Origin of the sequence: Cyclobacterium xiamenense (genome assembly GCF_009467825.1) — a bacterium.
Taxonomy (GTDB): domain Bacteria; phylum Bacteroidota; class Bacteroidia; order Cytophagales; family Cyclobacteriaceae; genus Cyclobacterium; species Cyclobacterium xiamenense.
The window spans coordinates 108,004-128,926 of the sequence record NZ_WIOK01000002.1 but is presented as its reverse complement, the minus strand read 5'-3'; the positions used below and the strand labels follow the sequence as shown (position 1 = coordinate 128,926).

Annotated in this window: 17 protein-coding genes; 8 read left to right on the top strand and 9 right to left on the bottom strand. The window is 49.1% G+C overall.

Going from position 1 to position 20,923, the window contains the following annotated elements; translation table 11 throughout:
* Positions 1–3: 3 nt before the first annotated feature.
* Together GCU44_RS01970 and GCU44_RS01965 are read right to left on the bottom strand one after the other, a co-directional pair.
* Positions 4–1,464 carry a glycoside hydrolase family protein gene (locus GCU44_RS01970; RefSeq protein WP_154853119.1) on the bottom strand — a complete coding sequence of 487 codons (1,461 nt, stop codon included), beginning with the start codon at positions 1,462–1,464 and terminating at the stop codon, positions 4–6.
* Positions 1,465–2,163: 699 nt separating this feature from the next.
* Positions 2,164–2,691 (bottom strand): RNA polymerase sigma factor, encoded by a 528-nt coding sequence (locus GCU44_RS01965; RefSeq protein ID WP_092175408.1) that lies wholly within the window; start codon positions 2,689–2,691, stop codon positions 2,164–2,166.
* Between the two features lie 434 nt (positions 2,692–3,125).
* On the opposite strand from GCU44_RS01965, the gene GCU44_RS01960 reads away from it, so the two are divergent.
* Positions 3,126–3,476 carry a hypothetical protein gene (locus tag GCU44_RS01960; protein ID WP_154853116.1) on the top strand — a complete coding sequence of 117 codons (351 nt, stop codon included), beginning with the start codon at positions 3,126–3,128 and terminating at the stop codon, positions 3,474–3,476.
* 57 nt (positions 3,477–3,533) lie between these two features.
* Here the strand turns inward: GCU44_RS01960 and GCU44_RS01955 are convergent, their stop codons facing one another.
* Complete coding sequence (locus GCU44_RS01955) at positions 3,534–4,118, bottom strand: DUF1989 domain-containing protein (protein WP_154853113.1); 585 nt, start codon at positions 4,116–4,118, stop codon at positions 3,534–3,536.
* A 125-nt stretch (positions 4,119–4,243) separates the two neighbouring features.
* The gene (gntA, locus tag GCU44_RS01950) at positions 4,244–4,954 is read right to left on the bottom strand and encodes a guanitoxin biosynthesis heme-dependent pre-guanitoxin N-hydroxylase GntA (RefSeq protein WP_154853110.1); all 711 of its coding nucleotides are present in this window, start codon (positions 4,952–4,954) and stop codon (positions 4,244–4,246) included.
* A gap of 297 nt (positions 4,955–5,251) precedes the next feature.
* Between gntA and GCU44_RS01945 the strand changes: the two genes are divergently transcribed.
* Positions 5,252–5,914 carry a MarC family protein gene (locus GCU44_RS01945; RefSeq protein ID WP_154853107.1) on the top strand — a complete coding sequence of 221 codons (663 nt, stop codon included), beginning with the start codon at positions 5,252–5,254 and terminating at the stop codon, positions 5,912–5,914.
* 546 nt (positions 5,915–6,460) lie between these two features.
* Here GCU44_RS01945 and GCU44_RS01940 read toward each other — a convergent pair.
* Both GCU44_RS01940 and GCU44_RS01935 read right to left on the bottom strand, forming a co-directional pair.
* Positions 6,461–7,873 carry a sigma-54-dependent transcriptional regulator gene (locus GCU44_RS01940; RefSeq protein ID WP_154853104.1) on the bottom strand — a complete coding sequence of 471 codons (1,413 nt, stop codon included), beginning with the start codon at positions 7,871–7,873 and terminating at the stop codon, positions 6,461–6,463.
* Positions 7,874–8,478: 605 nt separating this feature from the next.
* Positions 8,479–11,106 (bottom strand): family 20 glycosylhydrolase, encoded by a 2,628-nt coding sequence (locus GCU44_RS01935; protein WP_154853101.1) that lies wholly within the window; start codon positions 11,104–11,106, stop codon positions 8,479–8,481.
* A gap of 78 nt (positions 11,107–11,184) precedes the next feature.
* Between GCU44_RS01935 and GCU44_RS01930 the strand changes: the two genes are divergently transcribed.
* Both GCU44_RS01930 and GCU44_RS01925 read left to right on the top strand, forming a co-directional pair.
* A complete protein-coding gene (locus GCU44_RS01930; protein ID WP_154853076.1) occupies positions 11,185–12,276 on the top strand; it encodes an acyltransferase family protein in 1,092 nt (363 codons plus the stop codon).
* Between the two features lie 6 nt (positions 12,277–12,282).
* The gene (locus GCU44_RS01925; protein ID WP_241684806.1) at positions 12,283–14,145 is read left to right on the top strand and encodes an exo-alpha-sialidase; all 1,863 of its coding nucleotides are present in this window, start codon (positions 12,283–12,285) and stop codon (positions 14,143–14,145) included.
* Position 14,146: 1 nt separating this feature from the next.
* Here the strand turns inward: GCU44_RS01925 and GCU44_RS01920 are convergent, their stop codons facing one another.
* Positions 14,147–14,851 (bottom strand): 2'-5' RNA ligase family protein, encoded by a 705-nt coding sequence (locus GCU44_RS01920; protein WP_154853073.1) that lies wholly within the window; start codon positions 14,849–14,851, stop codon positions 14,147–14,149.
* Between the two features lie 5 nt (positions 14,852–14,856).
* On the bottom strand, positions 14,857–15,906 hold the full coding sequence (locus tag GCU44_RS01915) for a hypothetical protein (RefSeq protein WP_154853070.1): 1,050 nt from the start codon (positions 15,904–15,906) through the stop codon (positions 14,857–14,859).
* Between the two features lie 223 nt (positions 15,907–16,129).
* Between GCU44_RS01915 and GCU44_RS01910 the strand changes: the two genes are divergently transcribed.
* Together GCU44_RS01910 and recO are read left to right on the top strand one after the other, a co-directional pair.
* Positions 16,130–16,714, top strand: a complete 585-nt coding sequence (locus GCU44_RS01910) for a thymidine kinase (protein ID WP_154853412.1) — start codon at positions 16,130–16,132, stop codon at positions 16,712–16,714.
* Positions 16,715–16,718: 4 nt separating this feature from the next.
* Positions 16,719–17,405, top strand: coding sequence for a DNA repair protein RecO (gene recO / locus GCU44_RS01905; protein ID WP_154853067.1), 687 nt, complete (start codon positions 16,719–16,721; stop codon positions 17,403–17,405).
* An 11-nt stretch (positions 17,406–17,416) separates the two neighbouring features.
* On the opposite strand, the gene GCU44_RS01900 is transcribed toward recO, so the two are convergent.
* Positions 17,417–18,175, bottom strand: coding sequence for a hypothetical protein (locus GCU44_RS01900; RefSeq protein WP_154853038.1), 759 nt, complete (start codon positions 18,173–18,175; stop codon positions 17,417–17,419).
* A 77-nt stretch (positions 18,176–18,252) separates the two neighbouring features.
* Here GCU44_RS01900 and GCU44_RS01895 point away from each other — a divergent pair, with 77 nt between their 5' ends.
* A complete protein-coding gene (locus GCU44_RS01895) occupies positions 18,253–19,233 on the top strand; it encodes an isopenicillin N synthase family dioxygenase (RefSeq protein ID WP_154853035.1) in 981 nt (326 codons plus the stop codon).
* Between the two features lie 9 nt (positions 19,234–19,242).
* Positions 19,243–20,451 carry a chromate efflux transporter gene (chrA, locus tag GCU44_RS01890; RefSeq protein ID WP_154853409.1) on the top strand — a complete coding sequence of 403 codons (1,209 nt, stop codon included), beginning with the start codon at positions 19,243–19,245 and terminating at the stop codon, positions 20,449–20,451.
* Positions 20,452–20,923 lie beyond the last annotated feature (472 nt).

Genomic DNA, 20,923 nt, shown 5'->3' with positions numbered 1-20,923 from the left:
ACACTAGTCGGCGTTGGAATAAAAACGGAAAGAAAAAAGATTGGCATCGGATAGCCGTATGCGCATCCGAATTTCCTTCCCGGAAAGTTCCGAAACATCGGGGTTGCTGTTCCAGTAAACGGTTTTGGAAATTTCATTTCCGACCAGCGGACGGCATTCCTCCAGAGAATAGCCGGGCAACTTATTTCCTGATTCGTCGAGCAACTCCACCCGGACCTCTCCTGCCGCAGATGTGGCAAAATTTACCTCCAGCCTGTTGCCCGTAAAGGTAACCGGGCGCGTCAGCATTTCCCCGCCCGCATACCCCGCAGAAAGAGACGCCAGTCCGTCCAGGCGCATGCTGTACCGGCGCAAATGGGCAGATGGCTGGGCATAATCCTGGTTGACATACAATGACATTTCTGCCGGCCCGGTTTGCACCAGGTTGAGGGCGGGGTAATTGGAGCGGGATACCCAGTTTTGCAGGCCGATGCCCGGACGAATAAAGGACTCCATAAAGTGCCGGTAATACCGGTTTCCTCCCCGTGAAGACATCAATATGGCGTCGGAGCAGTCGTTGTAATAGTTTGGGTTTACGCCCAGTTTTTCGGCTTCTTCATCCGAAACCACCTTTCGATTGGGCATAAACCGTGCACCAATCGCCAGGTAGATATGCGGCGCGCGAAAATAAGGACTGGTCTGCTGCGTGTACAGGTGTTCGTAGGGCGTGTTGCCAAAACCCATGGGTTCGGGTTCGGTCCAGTGGATAAAATCCCGGGAAGTGGTCCTGCTAACGGAGCGAAAGCCCTGGTACCCTTTTCCGGTCCAGGAACGAAAATAACAGAGGTACATCCCTTCATTTTCGGACCAAAAGCTCACGTTTTGGGAGTCGAAAACACCCTGACGAAAAACGGGCTCATTTTGGAGGCGCTTCCAGTGAATGCCATCGGGAGAGGTAAAGGCAACCAATCCACTCTTTTGCGTACCTCCCAGTGCTTTGTAGCGTTCATCCGGTTTGGCAGCGGGATTGGTATCAATGAAGGGACTGAAATTATGGGTAATTGGCGCCTCATTTGCCAGGATAACGTTGTTGTTTGTATCGCCTCCCACTTCGTGGATGCCGAGGTGGGGTTTTACCCAATGAATACCATCGGCGGACTCGGCATAGCAGGTGACCTCTGCACTGTTGCCATCCTTACCGGCGGTAGGAACCCCTCGGTAATAGGCCTTGAACGTATCCCCGTCCTGCAGGATGGTCACGTATGCGGAAAAAGCTCCCTCCCAGGGCAGGTCGAATGGCAACACCTGACCTTCATCCACCGGCGTATGCATCCGTAAGGTGGCTCCCTTCAGGGAGTCTATCAGGTACTCGTCCACAAAAAGTTCGCGGCGGTCAGCAAGAGACACAGCTTCCTGGGCCAGGCTTACCTGGATTGCTGTAAGTAAGAAGATAACCGGCAACAAACCGGAGTAAACGGGTATCATAGGCATCTGAGTCAGTTTGATTGCATCCAATATACTCAATTATTTCTGTAGCCGCTTCAGCGGAGTGGTGCGCATGTAGACGCTGTTCCTGCCTTCTTGACTGGAAGTGTGCGCCAGCCAGCGTTTGCTTTTTGCGATTTTCGGCGCATGCGCGTTCCGGGAAAAGCCAGCGCCGCGGCCATTTACTACCGGGATTAAGTTCAGGAAATGCTGATGCATACCGATTTTTTATTGATTGATCTTACTTACTACTGAGAAATAAGGAAAAAATCCCCTCCATTTTTTTCTTTTTTCCCGGGCGGGTTCAATCGCCCGCCTGGTAGATTGATGCCCCGAAGCCGGGTAACCAGCTTTTCCCGCGTGGCTACTTTCGTTAAAAACAACAAAAGGTTATTTCAAGGACTGTGTGGTACGCGTCCACTGTTTGAAGGCTTACGCGTTTTAATGAAGGTCCCGACACGGAGAAGCCCCGCTTTTATTCGTCATGGAGTCAAAAATGGGCAAGTTTTTATGGTGGACGTGTACCGAAACCACAGAGGACCCGATTCTACTTGCTTGTATAAAAAAGATGTAACGTATATCCGAAAATAAGCTGTTACTTAAAAAATGACTTGGGTGCGAAAAAAAAAAACACACAAATATCTTCGTAGCTCCTCACGAACCACCTACCAGCCTGAAAAAATCAAGGATGCCGGGGCATTACTCCATCTCTTTCCGAAGGATAAACTTGGCTTTTACTAATTGGTTCTTCACCGTGTTTTTTGAAATCATGAGAATATCCGCGATTTCATTGTAGGACTTCTTTTCGAAATAATTCATCTCCAAAATCTTCCGCCGCTTTGGAGATAAACCTTCGATGATGCGTTCCATCTTCGTTAGCTGCGCCTCCTTTACCTGTTCACAATCGTCCTCCTCTTGTTGAATACGTTCCCAAAACCGCTCCTTCAAATTGTTGTTTTTGTTGAGTGCTTTCAAGTAATCGAATATTTCGTTCTTGACGGAAGTAAATACGTACGAATTGAAATTCAATTCCGGGCGAATTTTGGTCCTTCGTTTGAGAATTTTCATAAATACCTCGTGGTAAATATTTTCCGCCTCCTGCTCATCCTTGATAATGGAAACACTGAAACGGATTACCGGTATCCGGTAATATTGGTAAATCTTTTCGAAGGCCTTGCGGTCTCCACTCCGAAAACCATCCAGCAATTTTTTGTCAGGTTGTTCCATATCCCAATTGATTATCGTATACACTGTTCGTAAGCCTTGCTCTGCATGAAACATGGACAGGCACTGCTTATTTTTTTATGAATATGAAGCTTTAAACCGGGAAAATCTGCGCAAATCACGTATATAAATCTTCAATTTGCGAATTTTACAAACACATTATGGGTTGGAAATGAAGGATTTAACAAATTGATGACAAAAAATTAACCGAAAAATTGAGAATACCCGTAAAAAAGTGGCTTCTTTTTAAAATTGTGTTAATTTTTAGCGATATCTCTGTTTCTGGAACTAAAAAAACTTTTTCGGCAATTTTGGCCTATTTTTTTGTATAAAAAACGGTGTCTGGTTCATTTTTTGAAAGCTCATATAGAAGCATCGTAATAAATCTGTCCTTTGCGGTAACCACCTCGAAGGAAATTTAAATAAACCTGTGAAAAATGAAGAGTATACCTGCGCAACTACTGATTCTGCTTAGTTATTTGAATGAGGCATCCGTTAACGAAAAAATTAAGGGGAGACTGGACACTATTTATGAATGGCTCGAATGTAAATTGACGCGTATCATTGACCATGAAAAGCTCAGTGACCTCAAGTCTAAACCCGACGACCCACAGGTCAGGGAACAATGGCGACTGATTTTACAGGAGGCCATTTCCGAAGACGACCTGTACTCGAATGAGTTACATGCAATGTTCGACGAAGGGATCGAACTGATTCAAAGAAATGATCCCGAATGGTATCAACGTTATTGCTCCAATAAGAAAAAGGGGGAACCCGAAATCAGGTAAGTGCGGTAGCAGCGATACCGAATACCAAACGGTGTCCATCGCGACAACTTCCGGATTTTACGACTCCGGATTTACCTCGTAGCCGATAGGTTTGAATTTGAAGTTATTGGATTGTTCGGCAGAACAGGCCGTTAGACCAATAATCAAATCCATGCAGGCTTTAAATAGAACGTAGTCCCCCGCCTTGCTTTTTGGAGGTTCCACGCGAATGGTTCCTTCCGGGTCCAGTTGTACATTCATAAAAATATTAAAGGCTGTCGGTATATCGTCGGCTGGTATGCCGAATGCGTCGAGGTTTTGCTCCAGGTTTTCGAAACAACTGGGGTGATAGGTTGGATTGTTGTATAAAATCTGAAAGGTTTCGGGACTGCAAGGAGCCAGGAGAAAATCATTTCTGCCATTCGTATCTTCCCATATTTCCATCATTTTCTGACCTCGGTTGCTCCAAAGATGATGTCCTTTCGTGATAAAAAGCGTACTTTCAAAATCCAGGGTTTTACCCGAAGAGAGCTTTTCGCGCTTGTCATTCGCATTAAATGCCACCAAATCGCTGACCTGCTCTCCCTGTAAATCAATTACCTTCAAAAATGCTCCCTTTTTGAGGTGAAAGGCTACTCCAGACTGTTTTTCAATTATTTTCATGTGTTTATAATGGTCTTTTAGTGGTCACCTACCCGCCCGGATAACGCCAATCGGACGGGGAATCCCTGCCTGTCCGGCAGGCAGGCACGATTTCATCCTACGTCTATTTTAACGGCTCAGCCTTTCTACGGATGAAAGGGACATTTCCAGTTCTTTTCTACCCTTCTACCGCTGTATTGAGGTGCCTCCCGTCCCTCTCCGAAATCTTCGACCATTGGATTGATGGAACCCTGGTATTCCCTATCCCGTTCTCTAATCACCTTTTTCATCGTTTCGAATTGATCGTTTTCTCTCAATTTGTCAAATTGCCGGTGTAGATTAAACGCCATGGCGGGATACCCTATCCTTCGTGCAAGCCTGCTGGCTTTTGGATGAAGCCCCACAATAAAAAAAGCCGTTCCCCCAAAACTAAAGCTGAAATTGTCTGCCTCAGGATCACTACTTACCGCCGGGTCCCAATTATCTTTGCGACCTTCGAGATCGTGCAATTTTTGAAGTTGCTCCCATAACTTTTGTTCAAATTCCGATTCGGAACGGATTTCATCCGTAAAGTAGGCGATAAATGTAAGGTAATCACTTTCGGATTCAACGGCCTCTTGTAGGTATTTTTTTAAATCAACGCTTAAATCTTGCGTGGTTGTTTCCGATGCCATCAGGTTATAAAAACCCAAGCGGTATTGATTGGTATTAATAGCGGCCTTTGCGCCTACACATGGATAGCCGGCATTCGCTATTTTCTCATTCAGATCCGTGTAGCTATTCCATATTCGCTCATTTTTAGTACCAATCATCGCTGCAGGTGTCCAGTAGGTCGGATGGATATTTTTGCTTTTCATACGCGTTTTGCGTTAGGGTGATTTTGTTTCGACATTATTTGTTCGCAAAACTGGATTCCAACGGTTCTCAAACGATTGGCCGTTCGCTTACTTACCCACACAGGGACAATTCCTGTGCCAGTACCTTGGTTGCGTGCTGCCCAAAAAATCTTGAGGACTAAAAACCCCGATACCTACAACTTTTTTGGTACAACAGTCTGGTTATCGGCCGAAAACCCTAAGCCCAGCCAGCGATCTAACGCTCCATTGGAATGATATGTGTACGCTAACTGGCGTACCCTTAACCGGAATAAAGACATGAATAGTGATTTGATGCTAAATTTCCTGCTAGCGATGGTCGCAATTGTCAACCCTATCGGACTGATACCGATTTGGTATGAATTGACGGGGGATGCCCAACCAAAGGTAAGGCGCCGAATTGCCGTAATGGTGGTAGGCACCGCATTCGTTATCCTATTGGTCTTCGTGAATGTTGGAATCTTCATCCTGCAATTCTTTGCCATTGATATAGAAGTGTTTAAAATTGCCGGAGGGCTATTACTAATGCTAACAGCCGTTTCGATGGTGGAAGGAAAGGCCAGTCGCCTGACTGGAAATCAGGAAGAAGGCCAAACCGATACAGAACTCGCCGCAAGGCGGTTTGAAAAAGTGCTTGTCCCACTTACGATCCCAATGCTTGCCGGACCGGGTTCCCTCACCACTGTTTTGCTATACAGCGCGCAATCTCAGGAACTGCTGGATTACTTGGGCAAGTCGCTTGTTTTGGTGGTTAGTTATGCCTTCCTTTTTCTCGTTCTCATCCATTCCTATTTGCTGGAAGAAAAAGTAAACAAACTGGCATTCGTCGCATTTACCAGAATTTTTGGAGTGATTGTCGCAGCTATTGCGATCCAATTTGTCGTGGAAGGACTTGGCGCTGTTTTTCCAAATTGGCTGGAAGGGGGTTCCGCTGTGGAGTAATCGTTACAAAATGGTTTGGAACGGTTACAGGGAGTAAGAGGCAGAAAGGTACGTTTTTAGGAGATGGTTTAAAATTTGAAAGGACCAGGTAGTACTGCACATTACTGCACAAATCAGCACCCTGATAGTTTTGCTTCGCTAAACGAATGCAAAACGAATCCCGACCCAATTCGCCTAGTAGTAGGACCGGAACCTGTTGCCAGTTCAGCTTTGGCATCCGCCAGCGGTTTACCCCCTACCCTTTGGCGGTAAGGGACCGGTATCACCTTAGATAGGGGATACCAGCGGCCAGAAATAGCAGGTGAAGCTGACTGATATAGGTGTGGGGGCCAAACCTGGCGGCTGGCAGAATCCCGGAACGCACCATCGTAGCTTACCATGAGCCCCCCTGTTTCGGTTGGCCGGCCGAAACAGGCCCACTCACTAGCATCTTTTTCCCTTTTTTTTCAATGGCTTTCGATTGATAGGGCTCCATTACTATTCAATCAACCCTGACAGACCCAAGGTGCTGCGCTCTCCTCAGCGCATACCTGGTATTGGATAGCACTAATTGGCTAATTCTACGACTTTTAATTTGGAGTAGAGTGTTTTTCTGTGGATGTTCAAAATCTTCGCTGCTTTGGTTTTGTTGAAGTTGACCTTCTCAAGCACTTCCATGATTCTGGTTATTTCCGCCTGCCGTGCAGCCGACTTGAGGTCCGGGTCTACGCTACTCACCTGGTACGCTGCTTTGCCGTTATTCGTTTCGTCCAAGTGCTTGTAGGAAGGGCTAACCAGCATTGCAGCCGGCAAGGCACTTTTATAGATGTACTGATCCTTTTCGATAAACAAGCAGGCCCTTCGGATTACATTTTTTAATTCCCGAATATTTCCGGGCCATTCGTATCGATAAAAGATTCGTTTTACTTCTTCTGAAAGCTGTGGCTTTTCGATACGTAGTTCCTCACTTACCTGGCTCAGGAAATAATTGATGAACAGGGGCAAATCTGAAATTCGCTGCTTCAGGGTAGGAACCTTTAAAATGAACTCACTTAGCCGGTAAAACAAGTCTTCCCGAAAACAGGCCGAACCGGATTTAACAATAAGGTCTTCGTTTGTAGCGGCGATCACGCGGACGTCGATGGATACTTCTCCAACACCCCCGATTTTCCGGATACGTTTTTCCTGAAGTGCCCGGAGCAAAGCCATTTGCGTTTCCGGAGAAAGATTGGCAATTTCGTCCAGGAAAATTGTGCCGCCATTGGCCAGTTCAAATAACCCCGTCTTTTTGGTAACGGCTCCTGTAAATGCCCCCTTTTCGTGACCAAAAAGTTCACTTCCCGCTATTTCCTTGGACAGGCTCCCACAATCAACGGCTACAAATGGTTGATCGGAACGATCGCTGACTTTATGAATCAGTCGGGCTACCGCCTCTTTACCGGTTCCGGTTTCTCCTTCAATGATCACCGTGAAGTTCGTTGTCCCCACGCGTTTTATTTGTCGGATCATCTCCACCGCTTCCCTGCTTTCTCCGACTACAAAGTCAAATTCCTCGCTACCGCCATTTTCTTGGACAGTAGGCTTTCTTCCTACAGACGGAACGCTACTTGCGGCGGTACGTTCCCGAAGACTACAGGCCCGAATTGCCTCCAGCAATTCATCTGGATTAAGCGGCTTCGACAGGAAATTGCACGCACCCTTTTTGATTGAATCGACCGCATTTTTTAGGTTGACCTCTTGACCCATGAAAATCAGGAACACATCCGGTAGGGTTTTCAGCGCTTTTTCGAAAAATTCGTCGGCGTCGATATCCGGTAGCCGGTATTCGCAAATAACGATGTCCACCTGCTGCTTTTTCATGATTGCCAACGCAAGATGCCCTTGCGTTATGGTTTCCACCTCGTACTTTTCTTTGGATAAAAATTTTTTCAAAAGCGAACACGTGGAAATCTGATTATCAACAACTAATATCTTTTTCATACTATTTGGGGCTTTAGAATGCTTTCGGCAAGTCCCATTTGAACCAACCAACTTCCTACAAAGGTAGCGAACAAAGCACCTCAATGTGTTACAATTAAACCTCGTTTTATTATAGGTTTATGCGATCACCTGTAAATTAATTTAAGTAAAAAATACAAAAAATTGTATTAGTACATGTTTTTTGGAAAAACAAAACCCATCAATCTCCAAAAACAGAAAAAAAACAACGGCAGGGCAACTGACAAAGCCCCACCCGAATCTGTAACGTAAAAACCACATAAGCACTCCGTAGAAAACAGGCAAGCGCACCAATCCTATCAGGCGGGAACCTCATCGCCCCTATTCCAGGACTACTTAACGAAACGCCTCCTTGCTCGGCCTCCTACCTTGACCCGGCTAACTTCACGTTTTCAGAAAAAAATGAACGTTACCGGCATGGAACGACCAATGAAGTTTGTATAGTGACCGGCTGTCAGGGTGTACTGTTCCGGCTGGGGGTCGTCCATATTGGCGCCTCGGGTTACCGCATTCGCCCTTTTGGAATCAACAAATCCGGGCCATAGGGGTTCGTTTTACCGAGAGGAATTTGTGAAGCCAAGACCGAATTACAGATCTACAGTTACGGTCTTGCTCCCCCTGCCTGCGCGGTCAAATGCCCTTATTTTTACCTGAGCGCTCAAAGGTAGGGGCTTCTCGTACTTGTCAGCATCGAAGTGGGGTTCGGTCCCATCGGTGGTATAGCGGAGTTCAAGCCCCGGAAAATTCACATTCGCATACAGGGTATCGTTTTTTATCCGCAAGCCAGGAGGCGCAATGCGGTAATTGTATCCTCCATTCCAACGGGCCAGTTTGGGATACTCTCTTCGAGCCAGGGTATTTGCAAAACGATTCCAGCCTTTTTCAATTTCCTGATCCATTTCTTTAAGGTCCAATGCCCTTTCCCAATCCCGCTCCTTTGCCCAGGAACTCTCGGCAAACCCGAGTAGTTTCGGGAAAATATAGTACTCGGCCATCGCCTCGCCCTTTACCGTTTCCGACCAAAGCTGTGCCTCCAATCCCATGATATTTTCCTTCGCATCGGGATGGATGCGGACCATGTTTGCGAATTCCTTTTCCCGATCGATCGGCCGTCCCATGCTGCTGGTATAGGTTGTTTTAAACCAATCGAAGGGAGCAAAGGCCCAGGCGTCTTTTGTATCCACGAATCCCGCCCAATACAAACCCGGCTCGGCAGGGTCGTTTGAATAGGCCAGGTCAAAGTAAAAATTGGATACGTTGCACAACACCACGTCGTAGCCCTGATTGGCCAATTGGTAACCCAAATCCGGGTAATCAAACATATTGTTCCAGATATAGGGCACCACGTTTCGGCCAACGAATTCGGGATTGGGCCGGTAGGCACCGGATTCATCTTTTATCAGGGTCATTTCTTCCCATACGTGTACCTCTAATCCCCGCTTTTCCAATCGCTTCAAAAGTTCGCGGAAAAAGAAGGCCTGTAGGTTTTTCCTATCCTGTATGTCGGGGAGATTTTCCAGCAATAGGGCTGCGGAAGGCGATTCGCCGGGAGATTCTTCCAGCAATTCGGCGACCATGGGCGATTCGGTCCAGGAGCCAACCGGTACCTCATCTCCTCCTGCATGCATCTTTTTTAATTCCAGACCTGCCTCCTGATACATAAGGGCCAGCTCGTCCACCACTTTCTCGTAAAAGCGGTAGGTGGATTCCCTCACCACGCTGACGACGTTGTCCTTATACGCCTGTGCCGAAAGGTACTCCGAGCGATCATCCGGATCAATCAGGCGGTATTCCTCGGCGGCCAGCATATCGCCGGCCTCCATAAACCTGTGGTACCTTGCTTCCATGGACTTAATGGCAGCCCGGGCATGCCCGGGAAAGTTCAACTCCGGAATAATCGTGATGTGACGTTCCCGGGCATACTTAAGTATATCGATAAATTCCTCCCGGGTGTAGAAGCCGCTTCCGTGGCTGCCTTTCCCATAGGCCTCCGGCCCCGAACCGTACCCGGGATGCAACGCGGGCGCTGCCATGCCTTCCACGTGCTGCCGCTGTCCGCCCACATCCGTTAATTCCGGTAACCCGGGGATTTCTACCCGCCAACCCTCGTCCTCGGAGGTATAGAAAAGAAAATGATTCAGCTTGTAATGCGCCATCATGTCCAGGGCTTTTTTGATGGTCTCCTTGGTTTGAAAATTCCTGGCCACGTCCACGTGCAAACTCCTAAAACGAAAGCGGGGGGCGTCTTCTATATAGACAAAAGGCAGGACCAATGGTGCTTTTTCGCGAAGGTAGATTTCCGGGCCCAGTAGGGAGAGCAAACTTTGCACCCCGTAAAAAACACCCGCAGCATCTCCACCCGTGATGGAAATACCCGATTCGTCCACCTCCAGGCGATAGGCCTCCTGCTGCTTCCCGTCCACCCGTATATCGGAAAGAGACAGCCGGATGGCTGCTCCTTTTCCCAGCGCTGCATTGCTTCCGAGATCAACGCCGGTCAGGCTTTTCAGCTTTTCATTCAGGTAAGCTGCTTCGTTTTCCAATTCTTCCTGATAAGCGACTGTCATCGCTGGATCGATTGAAAACGTTCCTTTTCGCTTTTCCATCCGATAAGGGCTCGGGATAATGGGCTGCAAATCGGAATCACCTACCGGTTGCATGCGCTCGTTGATCGCATACTGCCGGGCAAGGCTGTACGGTTCTTCCTGGTCTGCCCCACCGCGCAGTAGTTGTTCTTCACGGACAAAAGGCCGGACGTTCCAATGATCCACGGGGACCGTTGCAAGCTCCTGCTGATTTGGGCCGTAAGATACCATGTACAGTCCCATAGGGGCATCCGTTTCCTTGATTATCCCCTCAATACCCGTGTAGGCTACCTCCAGCCGCTCACCGGGACCAAGGTAGAAACCTTTTTCGGGACGAAGCCGGTACCAATCGCCGTTAATATGTGTGATGGTCGCATGGGTACTGCTGAGGATCTTTCGCGGGGACATGTTGAAAAATAAAGCCCATCCCTCGTCTTCCAGGGCTTTTTCGCCCGTATTTTCAAACAGGAAACGTGCCTTGAACTGGCCTTCCTCTCCGGTAAAGTTACTGACCAACTCCCATTCCAGGTGAAGCTGTTCGACGGTTTGCTCCCAGGTGGGCGACGACTGACAGGACCCAAACAAAAGACCAAGGGCCAGGAGTAAAAAGGAAGGAAGGGTTTTATTCATAATTCAACAGATTTAAATAGCCTTATTATTACCGCAATTGGTATTAAATTGACTATCAAACGAACCTAAATTTATTCTATGAAGCCAACCCGATTGATCTCCCTGGATGCGTTGAGAGGATTTACCATTGCAGCCATGATATTGGTCAACTACCCCGGTACATGGGACCAGGTCTACCCTCCCTTGTTGCATGCGTCCTGGAACGGCCTTACGATGACGGATTTTATCTATCCGTTTTTCCTGTTTATCGTCGGGGTTTCCATTGCTTTTGCCTATTCCAAAAGGCTTCAGGCTGGCTTTCCCAAAGCTGAAATGTACAAAAAAATACTGACCCGTTCCCTTAAAATATTCCTTGTGGGTGTTTTTTTGAACCTGATTCCTGCCTTTGATTTTTCGGACATGCGGATAGCCGGGGTGCTGCAGCGCATCGCCATCGTCTTCCTGGTGTGTGCCTTCCTTTTCCTGAACAGCGACTGGAAAAAGCAAGCTTACCTGGCCGGCAGCATCCTCGTGGGATACTGGCTGGCCATGACCCTGATTCCCACGCCGGATGAGGGCCTGGTGATGCTGGAACCCGGAAGAAACCTGGCCGCCTGGATCGACCGAATCCTGCTTCCCGGCAAAATGTGGGAGGGGAATTGGGATCCGGAAGGCCTGTTCAGCACCTTTCCAGCGATCGTAACGGGCATTTTGGGGATGTTGGCAGGACATATCTTGCTTTCCGACAAAAACCAGCACCTGAAAGCCAACTACCTGATGGCTCTGGGTTTGCCACTTGTCCTGCTGGGGCTCCTGTGGGCGCAGGTTTTCCCGATCAATAAACACTTGTGGACCAGCTCCTTTACCTTAGTAACCGGAGGAGCGGCATTTCCGGCGCTGGGCGCCTGCTATTTTCTGGTAGACATTTTGGGTAAACAAAAAGGAACCCGCATTGGCATTATTTTCGGAGCCAATGCCATTACCGTGTATGTACTGGCAGATGTCCTCTCCCTGGTATTTTATGGGCTCGAGATCGGAGGCCAATCCTTAAACATGCACTTTCTGACCGCCTTTTCCGGCATTGGATTGCCGCTGAAATTTTCCAGCATGGTCTATGCCTTGCTGTTCGTTGGCATCAATTTTATCCCCGCCTACCTGCTGTATCAACGGAAGATATTCATCAAATTATAAAACCCCATGAAGCCTTACCTACGTGTACACTGCCTTCTTGTTTTCGTCGGTCTTTTTGGCTTTTTGACGAGTTCTTCGGCCCAAACGGGCAGCATACATGAACCGGTCCGCTATATTGGCGGTACCAGTATCGATCCGGATGTACACGAAGGCAGGCTTCGGTATGCCGTGGGGGTAGAAAGCAGGCAAACCTTGCGGGTAAACCGCAGCCAACCAGAGCTGGCCGACGGCTTCGGCTGGACCTATAGCCATGCCTCCAACCTGGCCTATTGGGAAGGTACTTTCTTCCAACAGTACTTGAGCAACCCCGTGGATGAGCACATATCGCCGGGGCAAACCCTGTTGATCCGCTCGGAGGATGGGCGAAACTGGTCGGAACCGGTGGTGCTTTTCCCGCCCTACCCGGCACCGGAGGGCGTGCAGATTCCCGAAGGGTACGCCGGCTACATGATGCACCAGCGGATGGGATTCTATGTAAGCAACAGCGGTAAATTACTCAGCCTGGCCTTTTACGGCCATTCGGAGGACCCCTTCGAAGCAGGCGGTATCGGTCGGGTTGTCCGCGAAATAAAGAAAGACGGAAGTTTTGGCCCCATATATTTTATTCGGTACAGCAGTCACACCGATTGGAACGAAAGCAACACGGCTTTTCCTTTGTATACCACATCTCCCGATACAGCGTTTATTCATGCCTGTGAAGAATTGCTGGAAAATACCCTGATCACCCTGCAGTGGCGGGACGAAGACAATGGCCTGGATGGATTCTACACGGGAGAGCGAGGTGGTTCGGCCTTTTCCTACTATACACGGAAGGACGGAAAAACGATTGGATTCTGGAAGCGTTCGCTGGTCGCTATCTCAGAAGATGCGGGAAAAACGTTCAGCCCCTCTGTAAAAGTCCCCACACTGACCATGGCCGGCGACAAGGTCTGGGCGCAGCAGACACCCGACAACCGCTATGCCCTCGTATACAACCCCATTGACATCGACGAATACCGGTACCCGCTGATCGCAATCAGCTCGGATGACGGCATCCTGTTTGATGACATGGTACTGGTACAGGGAGAGGTCCCGCCCCGCCGGTTTTACGGTCGATGGAAAGATTTCGGACCCTGTTACGTACGCGGGATCGTGCAGGGAAACGGAACTCCTCCCGGTAACGACATGTGGCTAACCTACAGCATGAACAAGGAGGACATGTGGGTCAGCCGGGTACCCACTCCCATCCGGCATGTCGTCAAGGGAGCCGTTGATGATGATTTTGATGAACTGAGTGCCCATGGTCCCATTCCGGATTGGAACATCTATTCGCCCCGCTGGGCACCGGTACAGGTGGTCCCCTCTCCTTCTGGTGAAGGAATGGTACTAGAGCTTGCAGACGAAGATCCCTACGACTATGCCCGGGCCATCCGTATTTTTGAAGAGGGACAGGAGGTTTCCGTGGAATGGGAATTCATGGCTTCCGCTGGGGAAAACGGACGATTGGAAATGGACCTCACCGACCGGTATGGGAACCGCCCCGTCAGAATCACCCTGGACGAATCGCGCAACCTCAGCTACTGGTCGGGCCACGAAAGAAAAGTAGTGGGAAAAGTCGAAACGGGTAACTGGCAACGCCTCCGCCTGCGGGTGTTAGCTACGCCCGGGGGGCATTTTTCACTCGCCTGGAATGGGGAGCAAATCGCCGAACACATTCCCCTGACAGTGGCCGTAAAATCCATCGAACGGCTGTCTTTTCGAACGGGCCCCTACCGCGACCTGCCTGGACGAAAAACGCCGAACGAAGACCCGGTTCCTCCCCTGCCCGGAGCCGACAAGAAAGTGCCGCGTGCGCGGTTTTTTATCGATCAGGTCTCCGTACACCCCTGATTTACACGGGATTTTTTCCCGGCAGCACAAAGCTTTCGACAAGGGTCACGTTCTTTTGCCGTTGGTACCAATCGTTGCAAACAAACTCCACCTGCTCAAAATGTTGGCAGCCAAAAAAGTAATCCTGAAAGCGTTCCAGGATGGCCAGCACGGCTGCAGCTTCCGTATCCAAAAGGGGTTTTTGGAAGCGAACCAGGGTACAGTGCGCGGTAACCAGCCGGTACCGCTTATCCAGAGATTGCTCCAGGTTGGAATTTTTGAACAGCCGTCGCAGATTTTCCCTGCTTTGCTCCAGGTATGCGTTTCCCGGAAAGCCCTGGACCATCAGACAGGAAGCGGAAGCAAAAACACCGCTGAACGCCACCGGTATGGGGGGGATGTCCCGAAGAGCCTCCGCAATCAATTGCCGATAGGCGGGAATATCGATCGCCTCTAGCCGAAATTCCGGGTAGCAGGTGACCAGGGGCATTAGGGTCAGGTGCATATCCGAGGGAGGGTAGCCATGGTGTCCGGGCGCCACCTGCCGTACCGCATCCACGAAACCCGAGAAAGCGGCTTTAAGGTGCTCCTCCGGACGTAACAGAAGCGTCAGCCCTTTTCTTGTGTCTGTGGAATCGAGCAGGAGGGGGTCATACGAAAATCCTTCCTGCCGGACCCGCTCCAATGCCTCCCGATGCAGGCGGCTGTAATGTGCCTTCAGATCCATTTAACTCAGTCACCGTCAAATTTCCGAAACACCAGTTGCAGCAATTCCTGCACCTCGTCCGATTGCACGTCCCATTTCAGTGTACCGACAAAACTGGCGTTCAATAGGTTCACCGCATCAAAAAAACTCTCTGTCCGATCCAATTCCTCCAGGGCCTGATCCAACAGATCCTGATTCCCCTGAAACAATCGCCTGGTAAACATGATGCGCTGATTGATACCCATGCCTTCCCGCAGATGGCGGATGCTACCTTTCATGTAGGCATGCTCTTCGGATTCAAACCGTGCCCAGGCCAATGCAGGATCGATGAAATCTCCTGACTCATCCGGATCCGCTTCCTCTCCGTACCGGGAAGCCGCAGACGCTTCGGACGGCGCTGCTTCCGCAGAAAAGGCCTCTGAATTATTCCTGCTGCTTTCTTCCGTAATTTCCGGTTGGTGTATCAACCGATCCAGGTCAATCGGCAGGGTATCCTGGAGCGGTGCCAATAAATCCGCCATCGATGGCGCATCTGCTTGCTTGCCAAAGCCCTCGTACAATGTCTCTCTCCAGGCAGGACTTTCGGGCAAACCGGACAGCAGATCCACTGCCGGGCCCCATGCGTCTGCATGCCATTTGATGTATTTTCGGAGTCCGGAGAAGTCCGGAGTTGAATTTTGTGTCAATGCCTGCAGGGTATCTTCCATGAATTCCACGGGTTGCACTGCGAGCAACAGGGTTTTTTCCAACGATCGGGCCAATAGCGGCTCAAAATCCGCCTGCCGTATGGAGATGGCCTGCGAGAGGCTGTTCATAAACTCCCGAAGCGATGCTTGTACGCCTGCGTCGGTGTAATCAAAATAGGGCGTTCGTGAAAGCAGTTCCAGCTGCTCCTGCCAGCTTTCAAAAAGGCTTTTGATGACCATCAGGTTAAGTTGCTTGCATGCGCTTAATTCAACGATCTGCTTTCCACTGATGGTTTTGTTGGATCCAAAAAAATCCCTGCAAACCTTTTGTGTGAATTCCGCGGAATAATGGGCAGCATAGGTCTGATTCAAACGGTGTTGCTTTGGCATTTGACTTGTCATTATTCGATTAAAAATACGGGTAAAGGTAGGCATTTTCTCGCTTAAATTACGAATGAACGAGTGGCGACTCCCGTGAAATGCCCGGCGAATCGTATGAAAATACCCGATAAAAACGCGTAATTTTACCTATTGTAAAATTTTGAAGAATTTCGTTGCGGCTTTTTACGGTTCGTTCGGACAAAATAAGGCGTTTGCGACTATTTTTACACCCATGTTTATTGAAACCTCTTTAGGAAACCACCACCACGCCGGTCGCAAGGGACAGGTGGAAGTAATCTGCGGATCGATGTTTTCTGGAAAAACCGAAGAACTGATTCGCCGACTAAACCGGGCATTAATCGCCCGGCAAAAGGTGGAGATCTTTAAACCGGCCATCGACCAACGGTACCATGCCAAAAACGTCGTATCGCACGACGAAACGGTTATCCGGTCCACACCGGTGCAATTTGCCGATGATATCTTGCTACTGGCAGGGAATTGTGACGTGGTGGGCATCGATGAGGTACAGTTTTTTGATAACCAAATCGTCGCCGTAGCCGAAAGACTGGCAGCCTCTGGCGTTCGGGTAATTCTCGCGGGGCTGGATATGGATTTCGAGGGGAAGCCTTTCGAACCCATGCCACAGTTAATGGCCATCGCCGAATACGTGACCAAGGTGCATGCAATCTGCATGAAATGTGGAGACCTTGCGGCATTCAGCTACCGGCTATCTGGCGAAAAATCCAAGGTGATGTTGGGGGAAAAAGAAAGTTACGAGGCCCGCTGCCGACGTTGCTTTTACGGGGACAAAAACTAGCTGCATGCTTCGAAAAACAAGCGGTATCGTCATCAGTTATATCAAATACCGGGAAACGTCCATCATCGTACGGATTTTCACCCGGGACATGGGCCTGAAGAGCTACCTGGTAAACGGCGTACGAAGCGCCCGGTCAAAAACGAAAATGGCGTATTTTCAACCCCTGACATTGCTGGATCTGGTGGTCTATGACAGAGAAACCGCCTCGATCAACCGGATATCGGAGGCAAAACTGGCCCGGGCCTTTCAACGCATCCCCTTTGATTTCTACCGTTCCGGCATCAGCATGTTCATGGGCGAAATTTTGGGGAAAGTAGTGGTCGAAAACTACCAGAACGAGCAGCTTTTTGACTACTTTTTTGACAGCATACTGGAGCTGGACGGTCCCGCTTTCCAACCCGGATTCTTCGTACTCCGCTTCTTGATTCGCACCTCGCGGTACCTGGGTTTTGAACCCGAGGATGCAGAGGAATTTTACCTGCAACTCCCCGGTGACCCAGCTAGCACCACCCATCAAGAAAAAATCCGCTTTTTGAACCAGCTATTGGAAGGCCCGGGATCGGTCTTGCCTTCCTTACCGGGTAGGCTGAAGCGGATACTGATCGACGATTGGGTGCTGTTTTACAAAATTCACATCGAGGGATTTGGTGACATCAAATCTCTCGCTGTCCTGCGTACGCTGCTTGGGTAGCCTGCCCCGTGTCATTCCACCCGTATTTTTCTGGAAACGGTGGTAAATCTCCCGGGAATCGTAGTGCCACTATCACTCGCCAGCAGGCGTACCTGCAGGTCAAAGGTCCCTCTTGGAAGCCCTGAAATGGCTACCGCCCCAACTTTTTGGGTCCTGTACCGAAACGTTCCGATTTCTACCTGAATGGAAATACCGTCCAATACCGGGTCGCCGCCCAGGTAGAGGAAGTCTACCGGTACCGGTTCCCCCCAGTCAAATTGCTGCTCCTCAGCGGGCAAATGCAGGTACAGGGCCGGATGGGGGCTCTCCGAAAAAGGTTCTGCCCCTGCCACCGTAAAGTACCTTTCGGAGTAGTTTCCGTATTCTTTCAATGCCAATCCCCGTTCGTCCAAGAGGAAAGCGACCACCTGGTAGGCCCCTTTTTCTAGCTGCAAACCAAAGGACGGGCTTCCCTGAGCGATGGCCGTCCTGCCATTTACGGCAACCATCAACGGCCGATCCTTTCCCAAGGGGTAATTCCGTATATTGAAGGAAAAAGACACCTTGCCGGCATCAAAATTTTCGTTTCCGGCGGGGGTATACATATCCAGCAGGGCATCCGGCATGCCCGAAGAAGGTATTTCTTCCAGTTTCCAATCCGATTCTTCCAACTGCCTGGAATCCGGCATCTCAGACGAAGTAACGGATTCATTTTTTGTTTCGGAAGAATCGCAGGAAACGATCAGCAAGAGGCAGCAGAGGGCGGCCAGTAAGTAAGAGGCAAGCTTCATGAACTGGGGTTTAAAAGGAAACAAAGGTATTTAATTTTAGCCCAAAAAAAATTACCTTGCAACAAACTTGACGACGAATGCGCGAACTATTATTTGACGAAGTACCTTCTTTGGATTTGGCTGATTTTACTTCCGGGAATGCACAAAAAAAGGAAGCCTTTGTAAAAAACTTGAGCGAGGCCTACCAGAACATCGGCTTTGTTGCCATCAAAAATCATGGTTTGAGCCCCTCCCTTCAGGAAGAACTCTACCGGGCTATTCATGCCTTTTTCTCCTTGCCCGACCAAGTAAAGGCTGCCTACGAACGGCCGGAAATCGGTTTTCAGCGGGGATACACCGGCAAGGGCAAGGAACATGCCAAAGGGAGAAATACCGGAGATTTGAAGGAGTTTTACCATGTGGGACAGGACTTGGACTGGATCTCGAACGACGACCCCGTAAAGGCCGATTACCCGCCAAATGTCTGGCCAAAAGAGGTAAGCGTGTTCCGAGAGGTTTCGTTGCAGGTATTTCAAACAATTGAAGAAGCAGGCAAGCAGATGTTGCGAGCCATCGCTTTGAGCCTGGGATTAAAAGAATCGTACTTTGACGACAAGGTATTCCAAGGCAATTCCATTCTGCGGTCCATCCACTACTTTCCGATCCCAAATCCCGAGGAAGTGCCTGCCGATGCCGTAAGGGCCGCCGAACACGGGGATATCAACCTCATAACGCTGCTGATGGGTGCCAGTGCGGATGGCCTGCAGGTACTGAGGCGGGACGGAAAGTGGATCCCCATTACTGCTTTGCCGGATCAATTGGTGGTGAATGTGGGCGATATGCTGGAAAGACTGACGAATAAAAAGCTGAAATCGACCATTCACCGGGTAGTAAATCCCCCCCGTGAAAAAATGAATAGCAGCCGGTATTCCATCCCTTTTTTCATGCATCCCCGGTCCGAAATGGACCTCAGCTGCCTGGATAGTTGCGTGGATGGCGATCATCCGAAAGCCTTCGCCGATTGCACTGCAGGCGAATTTTTGGACGAACGGTTAAAGGAATTGGGCTTAAAAAAATAGCAGGCCATGATGACCATTCGGAGGGTACGGTTTTACATTTACTTGAAGGATGTACTGGTACTTTCCTTAACCGCGTTTGGTGGTCCACAGGTTTTTCTGGCCATGGTCATCGATGTGATGGTCCGAAAAAGAGGGTACCTCTCGGAAAAAGACCTGTTGGAATTAAACGCCCTGTGTATGGTACTACCGGGACCGACCTCTACGCAAACGATCTCTGCGATCGGGTTTCGGATCGGTGGCCCTTCCCTGGCCTATCTATCGCTTTTGGTATGGGTATTTCCGGCGACCACCCTTATGATTGGTACTGCCCTGTTGATCGATCACTTGCAAGCCAATACCGACGGCGCCCTGGGTTTTGCAAAATTCATCCAACCCATGGCCATTGGCTATATCCTGTATGCCGCTCAAATCACCATTAAGAAGATGATTCATTCCGTGGAAGCCGCCATCCTAATGATGATGGCAGCCTTTGTGGCATTCTTTTACAATTCTCCCTTTATTTTTCCCATCATGCTGGTCATTGGAGGCTTGATTACCACCCATAATTACAACAAGCAGCCGGTTATCGAAGAAAAATCAAAAATCACTATCTCCTGGAGTAATTTTGCCCTATGGGCAGGAGTGTTGGTGGCTGCTGCGGTTTTGGGACACTATACCCGACTTCTACCGATAAGGCTTTTTGAAAACTTCTACCGAAACGGCAGCCTTATATTTGGCGGAGGGCAGGTCCTTGTTCCGTACCTCTACACCGAGTTTGTAGAATTCAAAAGTTACCTGAGTTCGGAAGAATTTCTAACGGGCTATGCCATCTCGCAAAGTATTCCCGGACCCACGTTTAGCATCAGTTCCTACATAGGGGCCTTGTCCATGCGCGAATGGGGGGTTACCGGGTTGGTCACCGGGGGGCTAATTGCGGCTGCGGGTATTTTTCTGCCGGGCACCTTTCTGATATTTTTTGTAATTCGGTTTTGGGACGAACTCAAAAAATACCGCCGGGTTCGCGCTGCCCTGGAAGGAATCAACGCCGTTAGTTGCGGCATGTTGATCGCGGCCGCCTATTTGCTATTCGAGCCCCTGGAAAACAACCTGTTCAATATCATGGCGATTATCGGCACCTACGCCTTGCTTCAGTTTACCAAAATTCCCTCCCCTTTGATCGTCGTCCTTGGGGTCGCTGCCGGTATTTCGTACCAGTGGATAGCAAAGGGGATTGGTTGAGGTAACTTGCCAAATACCTGTCGTTCAAACGGACTGATCCAAACTAGCTGGGCTTCTTTCTGAGCCGTTCTCCCCATTCGGCAGTATTCAGAAACTAAATTCAAATCTCCCATCGAAGGTAAAAACGGGCTGCCGATATCTTTTTTGTCCTGGAAGCCTACGGAAGCAAGCCTATTCCCGGCAATACCAACAAAAACACCCCTAAGCAGGTCCGAAAAAAAGATTTCAAAATAAAAAGCCAAAATAAAAGCAGTCCCGGGTTTATTTTTTAACCAGTTTTTTCATTTTTTACGTCAATTATACAAAAACAGGTTTAAATTTTAACCAAAAAAAAGAAGGATCTTGTAAAGATCCTTCAGGTTGGGTTTATTTTAAACTGACTAACAGCTATAATGTTTTGAAATTTGGTCGAATTAATAATTTCCGACCATTCAAATTCTTTTAAACATAATAAAAACGTACTTCAAAGCAA